Here is a 17953-nt window from a genome sequence, read left to right on the forward strand (position 1 = left end):
ATGAGGGCCCCGGCCGATACGACGGACGCGGTGCTGGCCTGCGGTGAAGTGCGCACCTGCCTGCTGCCCTGCCTCCAGCCCCTGGACATCCGGGCCGCGACGCACCTGCTGCGGCTGCGCCCCGACGAACGGGTCCGCACATCCGAACGCCCGAACCTCCACGCCCTCTCGCCCGACCTCCTCACCGGCGTCGACTGCCGGCTGCCCACCTCCAGCGGCGCGAAGACCCGCGTGGTCGGCACGGTCGCCGCCCGCGCGGCGCTCACCGAGGGCCGGGTCCTGCAGACCACCGCCTCCTTCCGCGCCCCGGCCGCCGGACCGGACCAGCGGCAGCCGTGGGGGCACTACCTCGTGCGGCCCGGGGTCGTGGAGCCGCTCGGGAGGCTGCCTGCCAGGGCCGTCGCCCAAGGGACCCTGGCCGGCGCCCGGCACGGCGAGCTGGACCCCGGCCTGATCGCCGACGGCCTGCTCACCCGGATCCTCCGCCACCCCCTGCTCGACCAGAAGGTCCCCTTCACCTCACGCCACACCCGGCTGCGCTGGGCGGCGCTGCGGGCACCCGAGGGCGAGGCCCCCTCGCTGGTGCGCTTCGTGCTCGCCGAGGAGGACCTGCGGACCGTCGAACTGCGCGTCCCGGGCACCGTACGGCCGTCCGCCGTCGTCGGCCTCTGCGAGGATCTGGCGCTCCACGACTGGCTCCTGACCACGGTCGTCCGGATGCTCGACGGCAGCCGGCTCGGATCGCTGGAAGGCCCGGCCGCCGTGCTCGCCCTGCGCCCGGCCGTCGACCACCTGTTGCACCTGTGGATGCCCGGGGCACGGGTGGACCCGGCCCTCGCCTCCCTGTGGGAGGTGCTCGAACAGCACCCCGGATTCAGCCTGCAGTGGCAGACGCTGGTCCAGCGCATCCGGGACCAGCTCGCCGTGCAGGCGATCCCACTGCTGCGTGAGGCGCTGACCCCGCGTTGAGCGGATCAGCCGAGGAACGATCCCGACGGGGAGGGGCACGACATGGACGGAGCGCCAGGAGCACCGACACCCAGTACCACGGGGGGCCTGCGAGTCCCCCCGCTCCTGTTGAAGACACTGGTCACGGTCGTGGTGGCCACCATCGCCTACGTCATCACCAATCTGATCGACCAGGACCAGGACGAGTTGTGGAAGCTCGCCGTCTCCATCGTCATCGGCGGCGCGGCCCTGATCGTCCAGTACCTCATCGACTTCGAGCGTCGCCTGGGGCTGGTGCAGTCCGGCCAGGACGGCCAACGCCGCGAGGTCCAGGAGGCCCTGACCACCCATCACCAGGACATGAGCCACCTGGTGGAGCTGAGCTTCTCGCGGATCAGCGACGCGACCGAGCTCTTCGGCGAGGTGGAGCGGTCACGGCTGCGCTCCGACGGCGTGGCACGGCTGGCCCGCTTCGCCACGCGGGTGGGCGCGGTCGGCCCGGACATCCTGCGGGACTTCGCGCTGGAGGAGATCAGCCGTCTCGCGTCGCTGCTGGAGAGCCTCACCACGATGACCCACGAGTGCCCGGGCGAGAACCACGACTGGCTCATGGACCTCACCAAGTGCGCCCAGCGGAGCATCTACGCCACCAGCAGTTACGTGGACCAGGCCTTCTGGCGCAGCGACCCCGCCGACCGCTATCTCCAGGCCCAGGAGGACGCGATCAAGGAACGCGGGGTGGAGGTCAGGCGTCTGTTCATCGTGGAGAGGGCGGATGACATCGACGAGCTGACCGGGATCTGCGAACGCCAGCGGGAGCTGGGCATCGACGCGCGGGTCGTCGCCCTCTCGGACCTGCCCCCCAACGCCCGCGGGGAGATACGCGACGTCGTCCTCTTCGACGAGGCGCTGTGCTACGAAGTCCACACGGACATCCGGCAGGAGAACCCCTGGACCTCGCTGAACGCGCGCACGTCCCACATCCGGGACCAGCAGAAGCGCTTCAACAAGCTGTGGGGTTACACCGAGTAGCGCCGATGGCGGATGCTGTCGGTATGCGTTTCTCCGTGAACATCCCCAACTTCGGTGACTTCGCCGACCCCCGCAACGTCGCGACCGTGGCGGCCGCCGCCGAACAGGCCGGGTGGGACGGGCTGTTCGTCTGGGACCACGTCCTGCACCGGCAGCACCAGGGGCGTCCCTTCGCGGACCCCTGGATGCTGCTGACCGCTGCCGCGCTGGCGACCTCACGGATCCGGCTGGGCACCCTGCTGACGCCGGTTCCCCGCTACCGCCCGCAGCAACTCGCCCGCCAGGTGGCCACCCTGGACCGGCTCAGCGGCGGCCGGGTGATCTTCGCGGCCGGCCTCGGCGGTCCCGTCGAGGACGAGTACCGCAGCTTCGGCGACACCGCCGGGCCCCGCGTCCTGGCCGAGCGACTGGACGAGGGGCTGGAACTGCTGAGGCGCTTCTGGTCCGGCGAACCCGTGCACCACCACGGCCGTCACTACGAGGTCCGGGACGTGACGCTGCTGCCCGCGACGGTGCAGCGGCCGGGTCCGCCGGTGTGGATCGGCGGGTTCTGGCCGCGGCGTCCGCCCATGCGGCGGGCGGCGCGCTGGGACGGCGCGGTGCCCCTGTTCGAGACGGCCCGGCACGGGCACGTCCCCGACCCGGCCGAGGTACGGGACCTGGTCGCCTATGTGCGCGAGCACCGCACGGCCGGGGCCGAGCGGCCCTTCGAGTTCGTGCTCGGCGGTGCCACGCCCACGGACGCGGCCAGGGCGAAGGACGTGATCGGTCCGCTGCGCGACGCCGGCGGCACCTGGTGGGACGAGCGGCAGGTGCAGACCGGCCCCGACCTGGACCGCCTGGCGCCGGTGCTGCGCCGCGTCGAGGCGGGACCGCCGCTCCTCTAGCCGCCCGGCGTCCGGCATCCTCCCGCGGACATGAGGGAACCCCAGGCCCGGGGGCCTGGGGTTGATCCGGAGGGCAGCCGGTGGATCACACGAAGGCGCTCTGGCCGGTGATCGACTTGCCGACGATCAGGGTGTTCATCTCACGCGTGCCCTCGAAGGAGTAGATGGCCTCGGCGTCGGCGAAGAACCGGGCGATGTCGTGGTCCAGGAGGATGCCGTTGCCGCCGAAGATCTCCCGGCTCCAGGCCACGACCTCCCGCATCCGGGAGGTGACGAACGCCTTGGCCAGGGCGGAGTGCTCGTCGCGGAAGACGCCGGCGTCCTGGAGCCGGGCGAGCTGCACCAGCATCCCCCAGGACGCGGTGATGTTGCCCAGGCTCTTCACGAGCAGGTCCTGCACCAGCTGGAAGCCGCCGATCGGGCGGCCGAACTGGCGGCGCTCCCGGGCGTAGTCCAGGGCCAGTTCGTAGGCGCCGACCATCACGCCCAGCGCCTGCCAGGCCACGCCGCTGCGCGTGGCGCGCAGGATCTCGGCGACGTCCCGGAAGGAGTTGATGTTCTGCAGGCGGTTCGCCTCCGGCACCCGGACGTCGGTGAGGGTGATCTCGGCGTTCTCCACGATCCGGAAGGCGATCTTGCCCTCGATCTTCGCCGGTTCGAAGCCGGGCGTGCCCTTCTCGACGACGAAGCCCTTGACGTGGTTGTCGTCGACGTCCCGCGCCCACACCACGACGTAGTCGGCGAAGGTCGCGTTGCCGATCCACTTCTTGGCGCCGTTCAGCACCCAGGTGTCGCCCTCGCGCCGGGCGGTGGTGCGCATGCCGCCGGCGACGTCGGAGCCGCCGAGGGGCTCGGTCATGGCGAACGCGCCGATCCGGTCCATCGCGGCCATCGCCGGGAGCCAGCGGTCGCGCTGCTCCTGGTCGCCGCCGGAGTGGATGGAGTACATCGCCAGGCCGTTGTGGACGCCGAAGAAGGTCGACACGGAGGCGTCGGTGCGGGTCATCTCCAGGGCGAGCAGGCCGCTCAGCAGGTTGCTGACGGCGGGGCGGTGCTCGCCGTAGCCCTCGTAGGGGAGACCGGCGAGGCCGCTGTCGCGGAAGAGGGCGATGAGTTCCTTCGGGAACTCGCCCTTGGCCCAGTGGTCGTTGACCAGCGGCTTGACCTGGTCGCGCATGAGGGCACGGGCCTTGAGGAGGATCTTGCGCTCCTCGTCCGGCAGCAGCGACTCGTAGTGGTAGAAGTCCGCGGTGAGTTCATCGGTGAGCGGGGCGACGGTGGGGGTGGTCATCTCAGTTCTCCTCCTTCGGGGTGGTCGTGCCGGCGGTGCCGGACAGGGCGTCCAGGACCGCCAGTTGCCTGCGGTCGCGCGTCTCGGCGAGGTCCGCGTACGGGACGGAGCCGTAGGCCTTCTCCACGGCTGCGATGAGCCGTTCCTGTGCGTCGGCGTCCCGCGCCGGGCCGTCCGTGAGGTGCTGCATCGAGGCGCCGATGTGCTCGACGAGGTGCCGGTAGCCGCCGGGTCCGCCGCCGAGGTGCGCGCCGAGGAACGGCCCGACCGTGGCCCAGCGCAGCCCCAGCGAGTTCGTCATGACCTTGTCGAGGTCCTCGGGGGTGACCACGCCCTGCTCGACGAGGTGGACCGCCTCGCGGCTGAGGGCGTTCTGCAGGCGGTTGCCGACGAAGCCGGGGATCTCCTTGCGCTCGACGACCGGGGTGCGGCCGACGGAGGTGTAGAAGTCGAGGGCGGCCTGCACGGCGTCCTCGCCGGTGCGCTCGCCGGGGACGACCTCGACCAGCGGGACCACGTGCGGCGGGTTGAAGGGGTGGCCGATGAGGACGCGGGCGGCGTCCTCGTCCGCCAGGTCCCCGGCGAACGCGGTCGACGGGATCGCCGACGAGGAGCTGAGCAGCAGCGCGTGCCCGGGTGCCTCGCGGGCGAGGGTGGCGAACAGGTCCCGCTTGAACGCGACGCGTTCGGGGCCGTTCTCCTGGACGACGTCCGCGTCCCGGACCGCTTCGGCGACACCGGGCGCGAGGTGCACCCGGTCGGCGAGGCCGGTCACGTCCAGGCCGCGGGCGGCCAGGTGCGGGGCGTACCGGTCCAGGGCGTCCGCGACGGACTCGGCGAGGTCCTCGCGCGGGTCGCTCACCCGGACGGTCAGCCCGTGCGCGGCGAACAGCGCCGTCCAGGACAGTCCGATGGTCCCGGCGCCGATCACGGCCGCCGTACGGAAGGTGCGGGGCATCAGGCGGCTCCCTTCAGGTAGTCGTGGACCGGCTCGACGCCGGACAGCGTCAGGTCGGTGAGGATGTGGCTCGCGGAGACGACCTGAAGCACCGGCAGGTCGGCCAGCGGCGCCAGCACGTGCTGGAACAACTGGAGCCGGGCGGGTCCGGTCCAGGCCCCCTTGACGGTGACGTCGGTGATGCGGGTGCGCACCAGCTCCTGCACGCGCGGCAGCCCGTCATAGCCGGGGACGGTCTTGAGCATGAAGGTCGGCACGGTGATCTGTGCCTCGGCCTCGCGCCGGTCCAGCTCGTGGTGCTTGTAGCCCATGGTCGCGGTGGCGACGCGCAGGGTGCCGTGGTCGAGGGCGCCGACGAGCGCGCCGGAGTCGACGTACAGCGACGGCGAGCCGATGACCTTCGGGTAGGCGGAGACCTCGCGGCCGGAGGCGGTCGCCGGGAAGTTGTCGAGGTACATCGCGTGCAGGTACTCGCCCCGCTCGCCCTCGAAGCGGACGGGGACCGCCTGGCCGGCCTCGGTGTAGGGGCCGTAGCCGCTGACGTCGCCCATCTTCATGACCTCGAACCGGACCAGCGGCTCGTCGATCCGCAGGGGCTCGGGGACGACGGCCCGCAGCGCGTCGGGGTCGGTGCGGTAGACGACGTTGAGGTACTCGCGGTCGGTGAACCGCGGGACCATCGGCGCGTACGCCGGGCTGGTGAGCGGGGTGGTGAGGTGCTGTCGTACGTCCTCTGCCCTCATGTCGGCCTCACCGCCCCGTCCACCGCGCCGGGCGGCGCTCGGCGAAGGCGGTCATGCCCTCGCGGACGTCGTCCGAGGCCATCAGGGTCTTCATCTCGCCGCGCTGGAAGGCGAAGGCCTCGGCGTCGGGGGCGCCGTCGGCGGCGCGGGCGACGCGCTTGACGGCCGCCAGCGCGAGCGGGGCGTTCTCCGCGAGCCGTTCGGCCAGCCGGAGCGCCTCGGCGACGGCCTGGCCCTTGCTCGTGACCCGGTTGGCCAGGCCCAGTTCGCCGGCGCGGCGGCCGTCGACGGGGTCGCCGGTCAGCAGGAGTTCCATGGCCAGGTGGTGCGGGATCCGCTTGGGCAGCCGGATCACACCGCCGCCCGCGGCGATCAGGCCGCGCTTGACCTCGGGCAGGCCGAACCGGGCGTCCTCGGCCGCGACGATCAGGTCGCAGGCCAGGGCCAGTTCGAAGCCGCCGCCCATGGCGTAGCCCTCCACGGCGGCGATGAGAGGCTTGTCCGGTCGGGCCTCGGTCAGGCCGCCGAAGCCGCGGCCCTCGACCTCGGGCGACTCGCCGCGCAGCGCGGCCTTGAGGTCCATGCCGGCGCTGAACGTCCCGCCCTCGCCGGTCAGGACGCCGGCCCGCAGCGTGGGGTCGGCCTCCAGTTCGTCGAGTGCGGCGGCCAGGGCGGTGGCGGTCGCCGCGTTCACGGCGTTGCGGGCCTCGGGACGGTCCAGGGTGATCAGCAGGGTGGAGCCGATGCGTTCGGTGCGCACGGGAGGCGTGGGGGTGCTCATGACTGTCGTCCTCCTGGGGATCAGCGGGCGGTGGCGTCGAGTTCGGCGAGGACGTCCTCGGTGTCCTGGCCGGCGACCGGGGCCAGGCGGCGGATCGAGCCGGGCGTGGCGGAGAAGCGCAGCGGGATGCCGATGGTGCGGACGGCGCCCTCGGTCGGGTGCTCGACGGTGTCGAGCAGGTGCCCGTCGCGGACGTAGGGGTCCTCGTGGGCGCGGTCGAGTTCCAGCACCGGGGCCATCGGGATGCTGTGCTTGGCGCACACCTCCGCCCACTCCTCGGTGGTCAGCGCGGGGGCGCAGGCCTCGACCAGCGCGGCCAGGTCCTCGTGGTCGGCGCTGTCGACGGCGTCCGCGTTGACCCGCGGGTCCTCGGCGAGGTCCGGGCGTCCGGCGGCCGTGAAGAAGTCCCGGTAGTTGCCCGGGTTGTAGGGGATGACGCAGGCCAGGCCGTCCTTGGTGCGCACCGCCTTGTGGCCCTTCAGCATCGACAGGGGGAAGCCGGTGGGACCCGTCTCGGGCACGTGCGTGTGCCCCGCGAGGTGCTCGACCAGGTTGAACGCGATCAGCGTGTCCGTCATCGGGATCTCGACGAGCTGGCCCTGGCCGGTCCGGTCCCGGTGCAGCAGGGCGGCGAGCACGCTGTAGGCGATGGTCAGCGAGGAGACCTTGTCGCCGATGATGGTCGGCAGGTAGACGGGCTCGCCCAGCGCCCGGTCGGCGATGTCCACCAGCCCGGACGCGGCCTGCACGGTCTCGTCGTACGCGGCGTTGCCGGCCCGGTCCGAGTCGCCGCGGAAGCCCTGGGCGTGCGCGTAGACGAGCCCGGGGTTGCGCTCGGCGATGTCGTCGTAGGACAGGCCCAGGCGGTGCAGCGCGCCGGGCCGCATGTTGGTGATGAGCACGTCCGCGGTGTCGATCAGCTTCAGCGCCCGCTCGCGGTCGGTGTCGTCCTTGAGGTTGAGGGCGACGCTGCGCTTGTTGCGGTTGACGTTGAGGTTCAGCGGGGTCATGCCCGGCGTGGTGCGGTAGTGGCCCACCCGGACGGTGTCGGAGGGCGACTCGATCTTGATCACGTCGGCGCCCAGATCACCGAGGATCTGCGCCGCGTAGGGGCCCATCACGACGGTCGAGAGGTCGATCACCCGCACACCGTCCAGGGGGCCGGCGATGGTGTTCGTCATATCCGTCATCTTTCTTTCTCACTCCCGCTTCGCCAGGTGTGTGTATCTGGCAACTAAGTTAGCAAGAGGGGACCGGAGACGGAATGACCATATTGCGAAAAGCGGTATGACCGCAGAGGTCATACCGCTTTGTCGCGTGCTGCCGGGGTCAGACCTGGAGCGGCTCGGCGAAGACCTCACGGGCCACGGCGACGACTTCTTCCAGGTCACCGCCGTCGGCACGGTCCTTGCGCCAGAGCAGCCCGGTTTCGAGGCAGGGCTGGAAATCGGAGAACGGAAGGACGGTCACATTCTCGAGGCGGTAATTCTGCATGGGGCTTCTCGGGTCCAGCATGGAAACAGAGAAGGCCAGTCCACCGGCGACTATCTCGGAAACTCCGTCGAAAGTGACGCTGCTCAGATTGATGCGTTTTTTGATACCGAGATCGGACAGCTGCTGGTCGAGTCCCCGGAAATACGCGGTGGTCGCGGCGGCGGGCGAACCCGCGTAGGCGAGATCGGTCAGCTCGGCCAGCGCGACCGACTCCCGCTCGGCGAACCGGTCCCGGGGGACGACCGCGCCGAGCCGCTCCGACATCACCGGCAGCTGTTCCAGCGCCGGGTCGCCGCCGACCGGGAGCCGGGCCAGGGTCAGCGCCAGTCTGCCGTCGCACACCGCTTCCACCAGACGCTCGCTGGCGCCCGGCCAGCGCTTGATCTCGAACCGGTCGCGCACCCGCTCGGTGAGGGCCTCGATCCGCTCGCGCAGATCCGGATGGATGCCGCCGGGAATGCCGAGCAGCACCGTGGTCCGCCGCGGCCGGGCCGTCTCGTCCAGCCGCCACTGGATGGAGTCCACCTGCTCCAGGACGCCGCGCGCGATCGGCAGCAGCGCACCGCCGGCCGGGGTGAGCCGCACGTGGTGGGTGTCGCGGTCGAACAGCCGGTGTCCGAGTTCGTTCTCGAGGTCCTTGATCCGCCGGCTCAGCGGGGAGGCCGCCATGTGCAATTTGCGGGCCGCGGTGGAGAAGTTGAGTTCCTGGGCGACGGCGACGAAATAACGCAGGTGTAGGAGCTCCACGGCGCCCACCCTAAGGGGTGCGGCGGAAGGCATCGGGCGCGCCCCGAGGGTGGCGCCCGGGCCCCGGACCGGCTGGGCGGTGGGCGCCCCGGGCCCTGTGGCAGTATCGGCGCAGGGGCGGGGCCGCGTGCCGGGGTCGAGGCAGAGGAACGAGTGGGATGAACCGGCCACCAGGAATGATGGACGTGGCACGGGAGGCCGGCGTCTCGCACATCACCGTCTCCCGGGTCGTCAACGGCCACCCCTCGGTACGGCCGGAGACCCGCGCCCGCGTCGAGGCCGCGATCAGCAAGCTGGGTTACCGCCGCAACAGCGTGGCCAGGGCCCTCAAGAGCCGCCGCTCCTCGACGATCGGCGTGATGGTCGTCGGGTCGGACCTGTTCGAACTGCCCCGCATCCTGCTGGGCGTGGAGACGGCCGCCAAGCAGGCCGGTTACTGGGTGAGCCTGGCGAGCCGGCAGGGCGAGAGCACCACCGGTGACCTCGTGGAGACCCTGCGGCGGCTCACCGACCAGTCGGTGGAGGCGATCGCGGTCGTCACCGACCGGCCCGACGCCGTGGAGGCGCTGTCCGGCCTCGCCTTCGGGGTGCCGGTGGCGGTGGTGATGTCCGGCAGCGCGCCCCACCCCGACCTGAGTTCCGTCCAGGTCGACCAGGAACTCGGCGCCCGGCTGGCGGTGCGTCACCTGCTCGGTCTCGGGCACCGGCGCATCGCCCATCTGACGGGCGCCCTGCGGACCTTCGACGCCCGGGCCCGCGTCGAGGGCTGGCGCGCCGAACTCGCCACCGCGGGAGCGGAAGGAGCCGTGCTGGAAGGCGACTTCAGCGCGGAGAGCGGATACCGCCTCGCCCACCGGCTCTGCGCGGACGACGCCGGCCTGCCCACCGCGGTCTTCGCGGGGAACGACCAGATGGCGATGGGAGTGCTGGCGGCCTTCGCCGAACGGGGCGTGCGGGTGCCGCAGGACGTGTCACTCGTCGGGTTCGACGACATGAAGGGCGCCGGATACCTCGTGCCCGCCCTGACCACGGTCCGGCAGGACTTCGTCCACCTCGGCAGCAGCGCCATCGAGTTGCTGGTGCGGATGCTGGGCGGGGAGCGGGCGCTCCGGCAGCAGCTCGCGCCGGAACTCGTCGTACGGCGCAGCACCGCCGCACCCCGGGCGGATGCCTGAGCCCTGCGGACGGGATCTCGGAGACGGCCGGTCCGGTGCGTCCGAGTTCGGCGGGACACGGCCTTGACAGCTTGTTAACGTTAACATCACCGTGGTTCCGGGCAAGCCCGAAGCGGCCCCTCACGACTCACAGAGAGAAGCGGTGCATGCCGAAAGCCCGGAAGGAACCCGTCGAGCCCATGACCTTCCCCGCGCACTTCGTCCTCGGTTCCGCGACCGCCGCCTACCAGATCGAAGGCGCCGCCGACGAGGACGGCCGCGGCCCCTCCATCTGGGACACGTTCTCCCACACCCCCGGCCGGACCTGGAACGGGGACACCGGCGACGTCGCCGCCGACCACTACCACCGCCTCGACGAAGACCTCGACCTCATGGCCTCGCTGGGCCTGCGGGCGTACCGGTTCTCGATCGCCTGGCCGCGCGTCCAGCCCACCGGCCGGGGCCCGGCCAACCCCAAGGGCCTGGACTTCTACGGCCGCTTGGTCGACGGCCTGCTCGACCGGGGCATCACCCCCGTGGCCACCCTCTACCACTGGGACCTGCCCCAGGCCCTCGAGGACGAGGGCGGCTGGACCAACCGCGCCACCGCCTTCGCCTTCGCCGACTACGCCCAGGTCGTCGGCGAGGCCCTCGGCGACCGCGTCGCCGTCTGGACCACCCTCAACGAGCCGTGGTGCTCCGCCTACCTCGGCTACGGATCCGGCGCGCACGCCCCCGGCCGCACCGACGGCGCCGCGGCGCTGACGGCGGTGCACCACCTCAACCTCGCCCACGGACTGGCGGTCGAGCGGCTCAGGGCGGTCACCACCAACGACCCGCAGTACTCCATCACCCTCAACTTCCATGTCCTCAGGGGCAGGGGCGACGGCGCGGAGGAGGCCGTGCGGCGCATCGACGCGCTGGCCAACCGCTCCTTCACCGACCCGCTGCTGCGCGGCCGCTACCCCGAGGACCTCATCGAGGACACCGCCGCCGTCACCGACTGGGCGTTCGTCCAGGACGGCGACCTGGCCCGGATCCACCAGCCCCTGGACCTGCTCGGCGTCAACTACTACGCCACCACCGCCGTCGGGCTGTGGGACGGCACGACCGCGCGTCAGCAGCACGACGGCCACAAGGACGTGGGCGGCTCCCCCTGGCCCGGCTCGCCCCAGGTCGAGTTCCTCGAACAGCCGGGCCCGCACACGGCCATGGGCTGGAACATCGACCCCGACGGCCTGGAAGAACTCCTCCTCGACCTCCACCGGCGGTTCCCGGACCAGCCGTTGGTCATCACCGAGAACGGCGCGGCCTTCGACGACCGGGTCTCCGTCCGCCCCGACGGCACCCTCGCCGTCCACGACCCCGAGCGCGTCGACTACCTCCGCCGCCACCTCCTCGCCGCCCACCGGGCCCTCACCGCCGGCGTCGACCTGCGCGGGTACTTCGTGTGGTCGCTGATGGACAACTTCGAATGGGGCTACGGGTACGCCAAGCGCTTCGGCATCGTCCACGTCGACTACGAGACCCAGCGCCGCACACCGAAGGACAGCGCCCTGTGGTTCCGGGACCTGGCCCGGACGGGCACCATCCCGCCGCCGACACATGGATGACGTATCAACTGCGCTTGGGCTGACGGACGCCCCGGAAAACGATGTTTCCGTGAGCGTTGGCCGGAATTCGTAGGCGCTTTGGCGGAATATTCCGCGGCGCATGCTCGGAATGTGGCCTGAATTGTGCCGTGCGGCAAATCAGTTCGCATTTTAGCGAGATCCGGATACCTGGGCCTGGCACGCTTGGGTCGGCTCGGACGGCCGGTGGGGGCAGTCCGCGCCAAAGCTGTCACCGTCGACCGAAAGAGGAAGCGATGCGATCTTCACTGACCAGGGCATTGGTTGCCGCGACTGCCGTCGTCGGCATTGCCGCCGGTGGTCTCGTGGGCGCGAGCGCGAGCGTGGCGGCCCCTCAGCAGGCCGCCCGGACCGCGGCCGGCAGCGGGCAGTTCGCCCCCCTCGCGGTGAACAACCTCGGCCTGGACACGGCCCGCGCCAAGAACTGGCAGAGCTGCCTCAACGCCTGGGGCTTCAACGCCGGCGCCGAGGACGGACAGCTGGGCACCAACAGCTGGAAGGCGGCCCAGCGGATGCTCAACGCCTGGGGCCACAACGCCGGCACCGAGGACGGGATCGTCGGGCCCAACACGATCAGGGCGCTGCAGAAGTTCTTGAACAGCGTCGGCGAAAACGCGGGAACCCCCGACGGCATCGCCGGACCGCAGACCAGGGCCGCATTCTGGAGTTACAACGCCACGGGCTGCTGACTTCCGAACCATGAGTGTCGCTGCCGGGTAATTTCTTGTTGCTGGTACTGACCCGGCAGCCCGCCCCCCGGAACTCATCGGCCGATCAGCGAGCAAGGTACTGAGAGGTCGCGTACCGGGCGGCCATCGCGGTGGCGCGGTCGCGCAGGGACGTGCGTAACGACTCCGGGGACAGGGCCTCCGCGTCCGCGCCGAGCTGCCACAGGGCCCACTCGGCGTGGCGCAGGTCCTGGAACGTGGCCTCCAGCCGCAGCCGGCCGTCCGCGTCGGGTTCCGCGGTGCGGACGGCCACGGCGGTGCTCAGCAGCTCCTCCCGCCGCTCCGGGGCCACCCGCACCAGCACGGCGACATGGCCGCTGGACAGGAACCGCGCGCAGCGTTCCCGCCAGATCCGGTCCAGGTCGACCTGGTCCGGTCGCTGTGCCGGTTCGGGGAGTTCTTCCGCCGCCGATATCCGCGACAGCCGGTACGTGCGGTCCGCCCCGGACCGCGTGGCCAGCAAGTAGCCCCGGTCGCGCACGGTGACCAGGCCGATCGGGTCCACCGTGCGCCACCGCGGTTCCTGGTCCGCGGCCGCGTAGTGAATGCGCAGTCGGTGCCCGGCGAGCACCGCGCGCCGGATCTCGGTCATCGTCGCGGCGGGCACTTCCTCGGTGGCCACCCGGCGGGAGAGCAGGTCGGTCTCCGGCTCGACGAGGAATCGCCGGGCCGCGTCGCTCGCGGTGGTCCGATGGCTTTCGGGCAGTGCGTCGACCACCTTGCGCATGGCCGAGGCGAGCGCCGAGCCCAGGCCGAACGCCTGCTCGCCGCGCCCCGATCCGGCGGTCAGCAGGGCGAGCGCCTCTTCGTGGTTCAGCCCGGTGAGTTCCGTCCGGAAACCGGGCAGCAGGGAGAACCCGCCGTGCCGGCCGCGTTCGGCGTAGACCGGGACGCCGGCCGCGGACAGCGCCTCGATGTCGCGCAGCACGGTCCGGGTGGACACCTCCAGCTCGCGGGCGAGCGTGTCCGCGGTCATCCGGCCGCGCTGACGCAGCAGCAGCACCAGCGAGACCAGCCGATCGGCGCGCATGCGGGGACCTTATCGAATACGTGACCGAGGGTGTCGTGATTCGTTGGAAGGCTGCTCGCGAGCGTCGACGTCGACGACGGCGGCTGCCGTGCCGATGGACGTACGCGATCCCGACGCAACCCGTGGAGTTGTAGTGGCAGTGGAACGAACGGCGGTCAACCCGGTGCCGTGGTCGGTGGAGCTGGGGTTCAACCAGGGCGAGCTCGTCTCCGGGCACACCCGGACCCTGTACTGCTCCGGCCAGACCGCGATGAGCGCCGACGGCAAGCCGCAGCACGACGGCGACATGGCCGCACAGCTGGCGCTGAGCCTGGACAACCTGGAGGCCGTGCTCGGCGAGGCGGGCATGTCCCTCGCGAACCTCGTCCGGCTCAACGTCTACACCACCGACGTCGATCTGCTGTTCCCGCACTACGGCGTGCTGGCGTCGCGGCTGGGTGCCGCCGGGGTGGCACCGGCCACCACGATGCTCGGGGTGACCCGGCTCGCGATCCCCGGCCAGCTGGTCGAGCTCGAGGGGACCGCCGTCGCGTGAGGTGATCCGGGCACCGGCCGGGACCGCACCTGCCGGACCCGGGGACGACCGGCTCCGCCGGTCACGTCCTCGGGCCGGCATGGCTGCCCCGAAGCGCCTGTTGCGGCTACGCCGGCGGGGATCACCTGCTGGGTCTTTTCCCGAGACCTGCCCCTATCCTGGGCCGTATGAGGCGTACGTCCTTCGCGAACTGGCCGTGCTCGATCGCCCGCACCATGGACCTGCTGGGCGACTGGTGGACGCCGCTGGTGCTCCGGGAGGCCGGCTACGGAATCAAGCGCTTCGACGGGTTCCAGGAGTCGCTCGGGATCGCGCGCAACACCCTGGCCGACCGGTTGCGGCGGCTCGTCGACGAAGGGCTGATGGAGAAGCGGCCCTACCAGACCGAGCCGGTGCGGTACGACTACGTCCTCACGGAGAAGGGGCGTGACTTCCACCAGGTGCTGCTGGCGATGAACCGCTGGGGGGACCGCTGGCTGGCCGGTGAGGAGGGCCCGCCGGTGGTGATGTACCACGAAACCTGCGGGCAGGAGAGCCACGCCGAGGTGGTGTGCGCCGCCTGCGGTGAGCCGATGACCGCCGGCAACACCCACGCCCGGCTGGGTCCGGGCTATCCGCCGCGCCTGGCCGAACGGCCGGATGTGCGGGAGCGGTTCGCCCGCTGAGCCGACCGCCCCAGGGGGTGCCGCCTCTTCTTGACAAGTGAGTCCAAATGAACAACTTTGATGGTCAGGGCTGCATTTCCCTGGAGGTCTGCCGTACTGTCGAGGAGGGCCGGGTCTTGGAGTGGACGGGCGCGCGCTATGCGGACAAGCCGACGGTCGAGGTGCCGATCTGGATCGCCGCCCCGCCGGAACGAGTGTGGGAGCTGGTCTCCGACATCGGACTCATGCCGAGCCTGAGCGCCGAACTCCAGTCGGTGGACTGGCTGGACGGTGCCTCGTGTCCCGCGGTCGGCGCCCGCTTCGTCGGCAAGAGCAGGCACGAGGCGCTGGGGGAGTGGGCCACCACGTCCCACGTCATCGAGTACGAGCCCCTGCGGGTCTTCGCCTGGGCGGTCGAGGACCCCGGCCATCCCACGGCCGTCTGGCGTTTCACGCTCGAACCGCAGGACGGCGGCACGCTGCTGCGGGAGTGGATGCAGATGGGTCCGGCCCGCTCGGGCCTCTCCTTCGCCATCGACCGGATGCCGGAGAAGGAACAGAAGATCGTCTTCGTGCGCATGCGTGAGTTCGAGAGGAACATCAGCGCCACTCTCGAGGCGATCAGGGAGCTGGCCGAGGGCCGCGGAAGGGCACGGGTGTGATGCGCACGTCGACCACGATCGAGGCGTCCACGGCCTGGCCGGAGACGGTGGAGTTCGTCACCGAGGCGGAGAAGCTCGGCATGGACATCTGCTGGGTGGCCGAGGCCTGGGGCGCCGAGGCGCCGTCGCCGCTCGGGTACCTGGCCGCGCGCACGGAGCGCATGCTCCTCGGCTCCGCGATCATCCAGCTCGCCACCCGCACCCCGATGGCCATCGCCAGGACGGCGATCACCCTGTCCAACATCTCCGAGGGGCGCTTCCTGCTGGGCCTCGGCCCGTCCGGGCCGCAGGTGATCGAAGGCCTGCACGGGGTGCCGTTCGCCCGGCCCCTGTCGCGCATGCGGGAGACGGTGGAGGTCGTGCGGCAGGCCGCCACGGGCGAGAAGGTCTCCTACTCCGGGCGGGAGTTCCAGATCCCGCTGCCGGGCGGTGAGGGCAGGCCGATGCGGCTGTCGACGCGCGCCGAACACGACATACCGATCCACCTGGCGACCCTCTCGCCGAAGATGCTGCGCCTGACCGGAGAGATCGCCGACGGCTGGCTCGGCACCAGCTTCGTGCCCGAAGGCGCCAAGGAGGCGTACTTCGACCACCTGGACGCCGGGCTCGCCGCATCAGGGCGTTCGCGCGCCGACCTCGACATCTGCCAGGGCGCCGAGGTGGCCTTCGCCGAGGACGAGGACGCGCTGCGCGCGATGGTGGCCGGCCGCAAGAAGGAACTGGCCTTCAGCCTCGGCGGCATGGGCTCCGGCACCACGAACTTCTACAACGACGCCTACAGCCGCCAGGGCTGGGCCGGGACGGCGGCGGAGGTCCGGGAGCGCTGGCAGGCCGGAGACCGCGACGGCGCGGCCGGTCTCGTCACCGACGACATGGTGCTCGCCACCACGCTGATCGGCACCGAGGACATGGTGCGGGCCCGGCTGCGGGTGTGGCGCGACGCCGGGGTCGACACCGTCCGCCTCTACCCCGCCGGCGACACCCTGGACGCGCGCCTCACCACCCTCGGCCGGGCCATCGACCTGGTCCGTGACCTGGAGCGCGACACGGGGCGTTAGCCGACCGCGGACGCCCGTGGGCACGAGGCTCAGGGATGCGCGGCGGCTCGGTCGGACTCGCTGCGGAGGACGCAGAATTCGTTGCCCTCGGGGTCGGCGAGGACCGCCCAGCCGGAGCCGTCGGGATTCCGGCGATCGGCGACGAGGGTGGCGCCGATCCCCAGCAGCCGTTCCACCTCCTGCTCACGCGAGGTCTCGGGGCGCAGGCACAGATGGATCCGGTTCTTGACGGTCTTGGGCTCGGGCACCTGGTTGAAGTAGAGCGCGGGGCCCTCGGCCATCAGCACCTGAGTCTCCCGGTCACCCGGTCCGGCCTCCGGATCCAGCGGCCGGCCGGTCACCCTGCTCCAGAACCGGGCCAGTTCATAGGCATCCGCACAGTCGATCGCAACGTTCTGCACCACCGAAACCATGTGGACCAGCCTTCCCGACTTCCACGCCGGCCGCCACCGGGTTGCGCCGGGCCGCCGGTCCGGCCGGCCCGCCCCGCGCACCCGACCCGATCGGGCACAGGATGTCGGGTCCGGCATGGTGGGTGCCGCATAGCGTGGTGACCGCCGAAGGAAGGAGACCGGGCGTGCTGGAGCGGCTGAACCAGGCCATGGAGCACATCGAGCACCATCTCGACCAGGACCTCGACATTGCCGAGCTGGCACGCGTCGCGGCCACCTCCGAGTACCACCTGCGGCGGATGTTCTCCGCGCTCGCGGGCATGCCGCTGTCGGAGTACGTCCGGCGCCGCCGGCTCACCCTGGCGGGCGCCGAGGTACTCGCCGGGCGCGAGACCCTGCTGGAGATCGCCGTGCGCTACGGCTACGGCTCCGGCGAGGCGTTCGCGCGGGCGTTCCGCGCCATGCACGGCATCGGACCGGGCGAGGCCCGCCGGACCGGCGCCGCGCTCAGCTCCCAGTCCCGGATGGCCTTCCGCCTCACCATCGAAGGGAGCAGCGACATGCGGTACCGCGTCGTGGACAAGGCGGACTTCACCGTCGTCGGACCCAAGGCCCGGGTACCGCTGGTGCACTCGGGCCCGAACCAGGCGATCGTCGACTTCGTCCGGGGGATCGACCCGCGGACCCGGGAGCGCCTGGAGAAGCTGTCGGACCAGGAGCCGCACGGCATCGTCGCGGTCTGCGACGACCTGGACCCCAGCCGCGCCGAGGGCACCGAACTCGACTACTACCACGGCGTGATCACCTCCGCGGCCCCTCCCGAGGGCATGACCGCGCTGGCCGTCCCGGCCGGTACCTGGGCGGTGTTCACGACCTCCGGGCCGGCGCCGCAGGCCATCCAGGAGCTGTGGCGGGACGTCTTCACCGAGTGGTTCCCGTCGAACCCGTACCGCAGCCGCACCGGCCCCGAGATCCTGCGCACCCGCCTCTCGCCGGACACGGCCGAGGCCGACGCCGAACTGTGGCTCCCCGTGGAGCCCGAGCACGGCTGAACGCGACGGCACGGTGTGGGGGAAGTCTCGCTCCCCGGAAGACCACCAGGTCAACGCCGGTCTGCCGGCCCCGTGTCACGGCCGGACGGCTCATCCGGAGCGGCGTACCGAAGCGCCCAAATCCCCCGCGTACTAAGATTTCCGGTTTGTTGAGGAGCTGGAGCCGGACAACCCCAGGCACACCTG

At 71.5% G+C, this 17953-nt stretch carries 19 protein-coding genes; 11 read left to right on the forward strand and 8 right to left on the reverse strand.

Annotation, left to right across the window (positions count from 1 at the left end):
* From ABZ386_RS06740 to ABZ386_RS06750, 3 genes are all read left to right on the forward strand, one after another.
* A complete protein-coding gene (locus tag ABZ386_RS06740) occupies nt 1–969 on the forward strand; it encodes an SCO2521 family protein (RefSeq protein ID WP_351336924.1) in 969 nt (322 codons plus the stop codon).
* A gap of 108 nt (nt 970–1077) precedes the next feature.
* The gene (locus ABZ386_RS06745; protein ID WP_358963952.1) at nt 1078–1980 is read left to right on the forward strand and encodes a hypothetical protein; all 903 of its coding nucleotides are present in this window, start codon (nt 1078–1080) and stop codon (nt 1978–1980) included.
* A 23-nt stretch (nt 1981–2003) separates the two neighbouring features.
* Nucleotides 2004–2867, forward strand: coding sequence for an LLM class flavin-dependent oxidoreductase (locus tag ABZ386_RS06750; protein ID WP_351336918.1), 864 nt, complete (start codon nt 2004–2006; stop codon nt 2865–2867).
* Nucleotides 2868–2952: 85 nt separating this feature from the next.
* Here ABZ386_RS06750 and ABZ386_RS06755 read toward each other — a convergent pair whose 3' ends face one another.
* The 6 genes from ABZ386_RS06755 to ABZ386_RS06780 form a co-directional block, all read right to left on the reverse strand.
* Complete coding sequence (locus ABZ386_RS06755; protein WP_356617932.1) at nt 2953–4158, reverse strand: acyl-CoA dehydrogenase family protein; 1206 nt, start codon at nt 4156–4158, stop codon at nt 2953–2955.
* A 1-nt stretch (nt 4159) separates the two neighbouring features.
* The gene (locus ABZ386_RS06760) at nt 4160–5116 is read right to left on the reverse strand and encodes a 3-hydroxyacyl-CoA dehydrogenase NAD-binding domain-containing protein (RefSeq protein ID WP_358963955.1); all 957 of its coding nucleotides are present in this window, start codon (nt 5114–5116) and stop codon (nt 4160–4162) included.
* Nucleotides 5116–5859 (reverse strand): acetoacetate decarboxylase, encoded by a 744-nt coding sequence (locus ABZ386_RS06765; protein ID WP_355724597.1) that lies wholly within the window; start codon nt 5857–5859, stop codon nt 5116–5118. Before ABZ386_RS06765 ends, ABZ386_RS06760 begins: the two co-directional genes overlap by 1 nt.
* 7 nt (nt 5860–5866) lie before the next feature.
* A complete protein-coding gene (locus tag ABZ386_RS06770) occupies nt 5867–6640 on the reverse strand; it encodes a crotonase/enoyl-CoA hydratase family protein (protein ID WP_351336908.1) in 774 nt (257 codons plus the stop codon).
* Between the two features lie 20 nt (nt 6641–6660).
* On the reverse strand, nt 6661–7830 hold the full coding sequence (locus ABZ386_RS06775) for a CoA transferase (RefSeq protein ID WP_351336905.1): 1170 nt from the start codon (nt 7828–7830) through the stop codon (nt 6661–6663).
* 139 nt (nt 7831–7969) lie between these two features.
* Complete coding sequence (locus ABZ386_RS06780; RefSeq protein WP_351337166.1) at nt 7970–8881, reverse strand: LysR family transcriptional regulator; 912 nt, start codon at nt 8879–8881, stop codon at nt 7970–7972.
* A gap of 158 nt (nt 8882–9039) precedes the next feature.
* Here ABZ386_RS06780 and ABZ386_RS06785 point away from each other — a divergent pair, with 158 nt between their 5' ends.
* The 3 genes from ABZ386_RS06785 (at nt 9040) to ABZ386_RS06795 (ending at nt 12355) form a co-directional block, all read left to right on the forward strand.
* Nucleotides 9040–10056, forward strand: a complete 1017-nt coding sequence (locus tag ABZ386_RS06785) for a LacI family DNA-binding transcriptional regulator (RefSeq protein ID WP_358963959.1) — start codon at nt 9040–9042, stop codon at nt 10054–10056.
* A 146-nt stretch (nt 10057–10202) separates the two neighbouring features.
* The gene (locus ABZ386_RS06790; RefSeq protein WP_356500788.1) at nt 10203–11648 is read left to right on the forward strand and encodes a GH1 family beta-glucosidase; all 1446 of its coding nucleotides are present in this window, start codon (nt 10203–10205) and stop codon (nt 11646–11648) included.
* Between the two features lie 254 nt (nt 11649–11902).
* Nucleotides 11903–12355: a peptidoglycan-binding protein gene (locus tag ABZ386_RS06795; RefSeq protein WP_114250569.1), complete on the forward strand. Its 453-nt coding sequence runs from the start codon at nt 11903–11905 to the stop codon at nt 12353–12355.
* Between the two features lie 85 nt (nt 12356–12440).
* Here the strand turns inward: ABZ386_RS06795 and ABZ386_RS06800 are convergent, their stop codons facing one another.
* Complete coding sequence (locus tag ABZ386_RS06800; RefSeq protein WP_358963963.1) at nt 12441–13424, reverse strand: WYL domain-containing protein; 984 nt, start codon at nt 13422–13424, stop codon at nt 12441–12443.
* Between the two features lie 139 nt (nt 13425–13563).
* Between ABZ386_RS06800 and ABZ386_RS06805 the strand changes: the two genes are divergently transcribed.
* From ABZ386_RS06805 to ABZ386_RS06820, 4 genes are all read left to right on the forward strand, one after another.
* A complete protein-coding gene (locus ABZ386_RS06805; RefSeq protein WP_351337161.1) occupies nt 13564–13959 on the forward strand; it encodes a RidA family protein in 396 nt (131 codons plus the stop codon).
* A 167-nt stretch (nt 13960–14126) separates the two neighbouring features.
* Nucleotides 14127–14624 (forward strand): helix-turn-helix domain-containing protein, encoded by a 498-nt coding sequence (locus tag ABZ386_RS06810; protein WP_356675511.1) that lies wholly within the window; start codon nt 14127–14129, stop codon nt 14622–14624.
* Nucleotides 14625–14740: 116 nt separating this feature from the next.
* Entirely contained in the window at nt 14741–15265 is a 525-nt protein-coding gene (locus tag ABZ386_RS06815) for an SRPBCC family protein (protein WP_358964446.1), read from the forward strand.
* On the forward strand, nt 15265–16323 hold the full coding sequence (locus ABZ386_RS06820) for an LLM class flavin-dependent oxidoreductase (protein ID WP_356673104.1): 1059 nt from the start codon (nt 15265–15267) through the stop codon (nt 16321–16323). Before ABZ386_RS06815 ends, ABZ386_RS06820 begins: the two co-directional genes overlap by 1 nt.
* A gap of 29 nt (nt 16324–16352) precedes the next feature.
* Here the strand turns inward: ABZ386_RS06820 and ABZ386_RS06825 are convergent, their stop codons facing one another.
* The gene (locus tag ABZ386_RS06825) at nt 16353–16736 is read right to left on the reverse strand and encodes a VOC family protein (protein ID WP_356521918.1); all 384 of its coding nucleotides are present in this window, start codon (nt 16734–16736) and stop codon (nt 16353–16355) included.
* 164 nt (nt 16737–16900) lie between these two features.
* Here ABZ386_RS06825 and ABZ386_RS06830 point away from each other — a divergent pair, with 164 nt between their 5' ends.
* Nucleotides 16901–17767 (forward strand): AraC family transcriptional regulator, encoded by an 867-nt coding sequence (locus ABZ386_RS06830; RefSeq protein ID WP_351336889.1) that lies wholly within the window; start codon nt 16901–16903, stop codon nt 17765–17767.
* Nucleotides 17768–17953: the final 186 nt, after the last annotated feature.

The sequence above is a fragment of the Streptomyces sp. NPDC006140 genome (genome assembly GCF_040628815.1).
Lineage (GTDB): Bacteria > Actinomycetota > Actinomycetes > Streptomycetales > Streptomycetaceae > Streptomyces.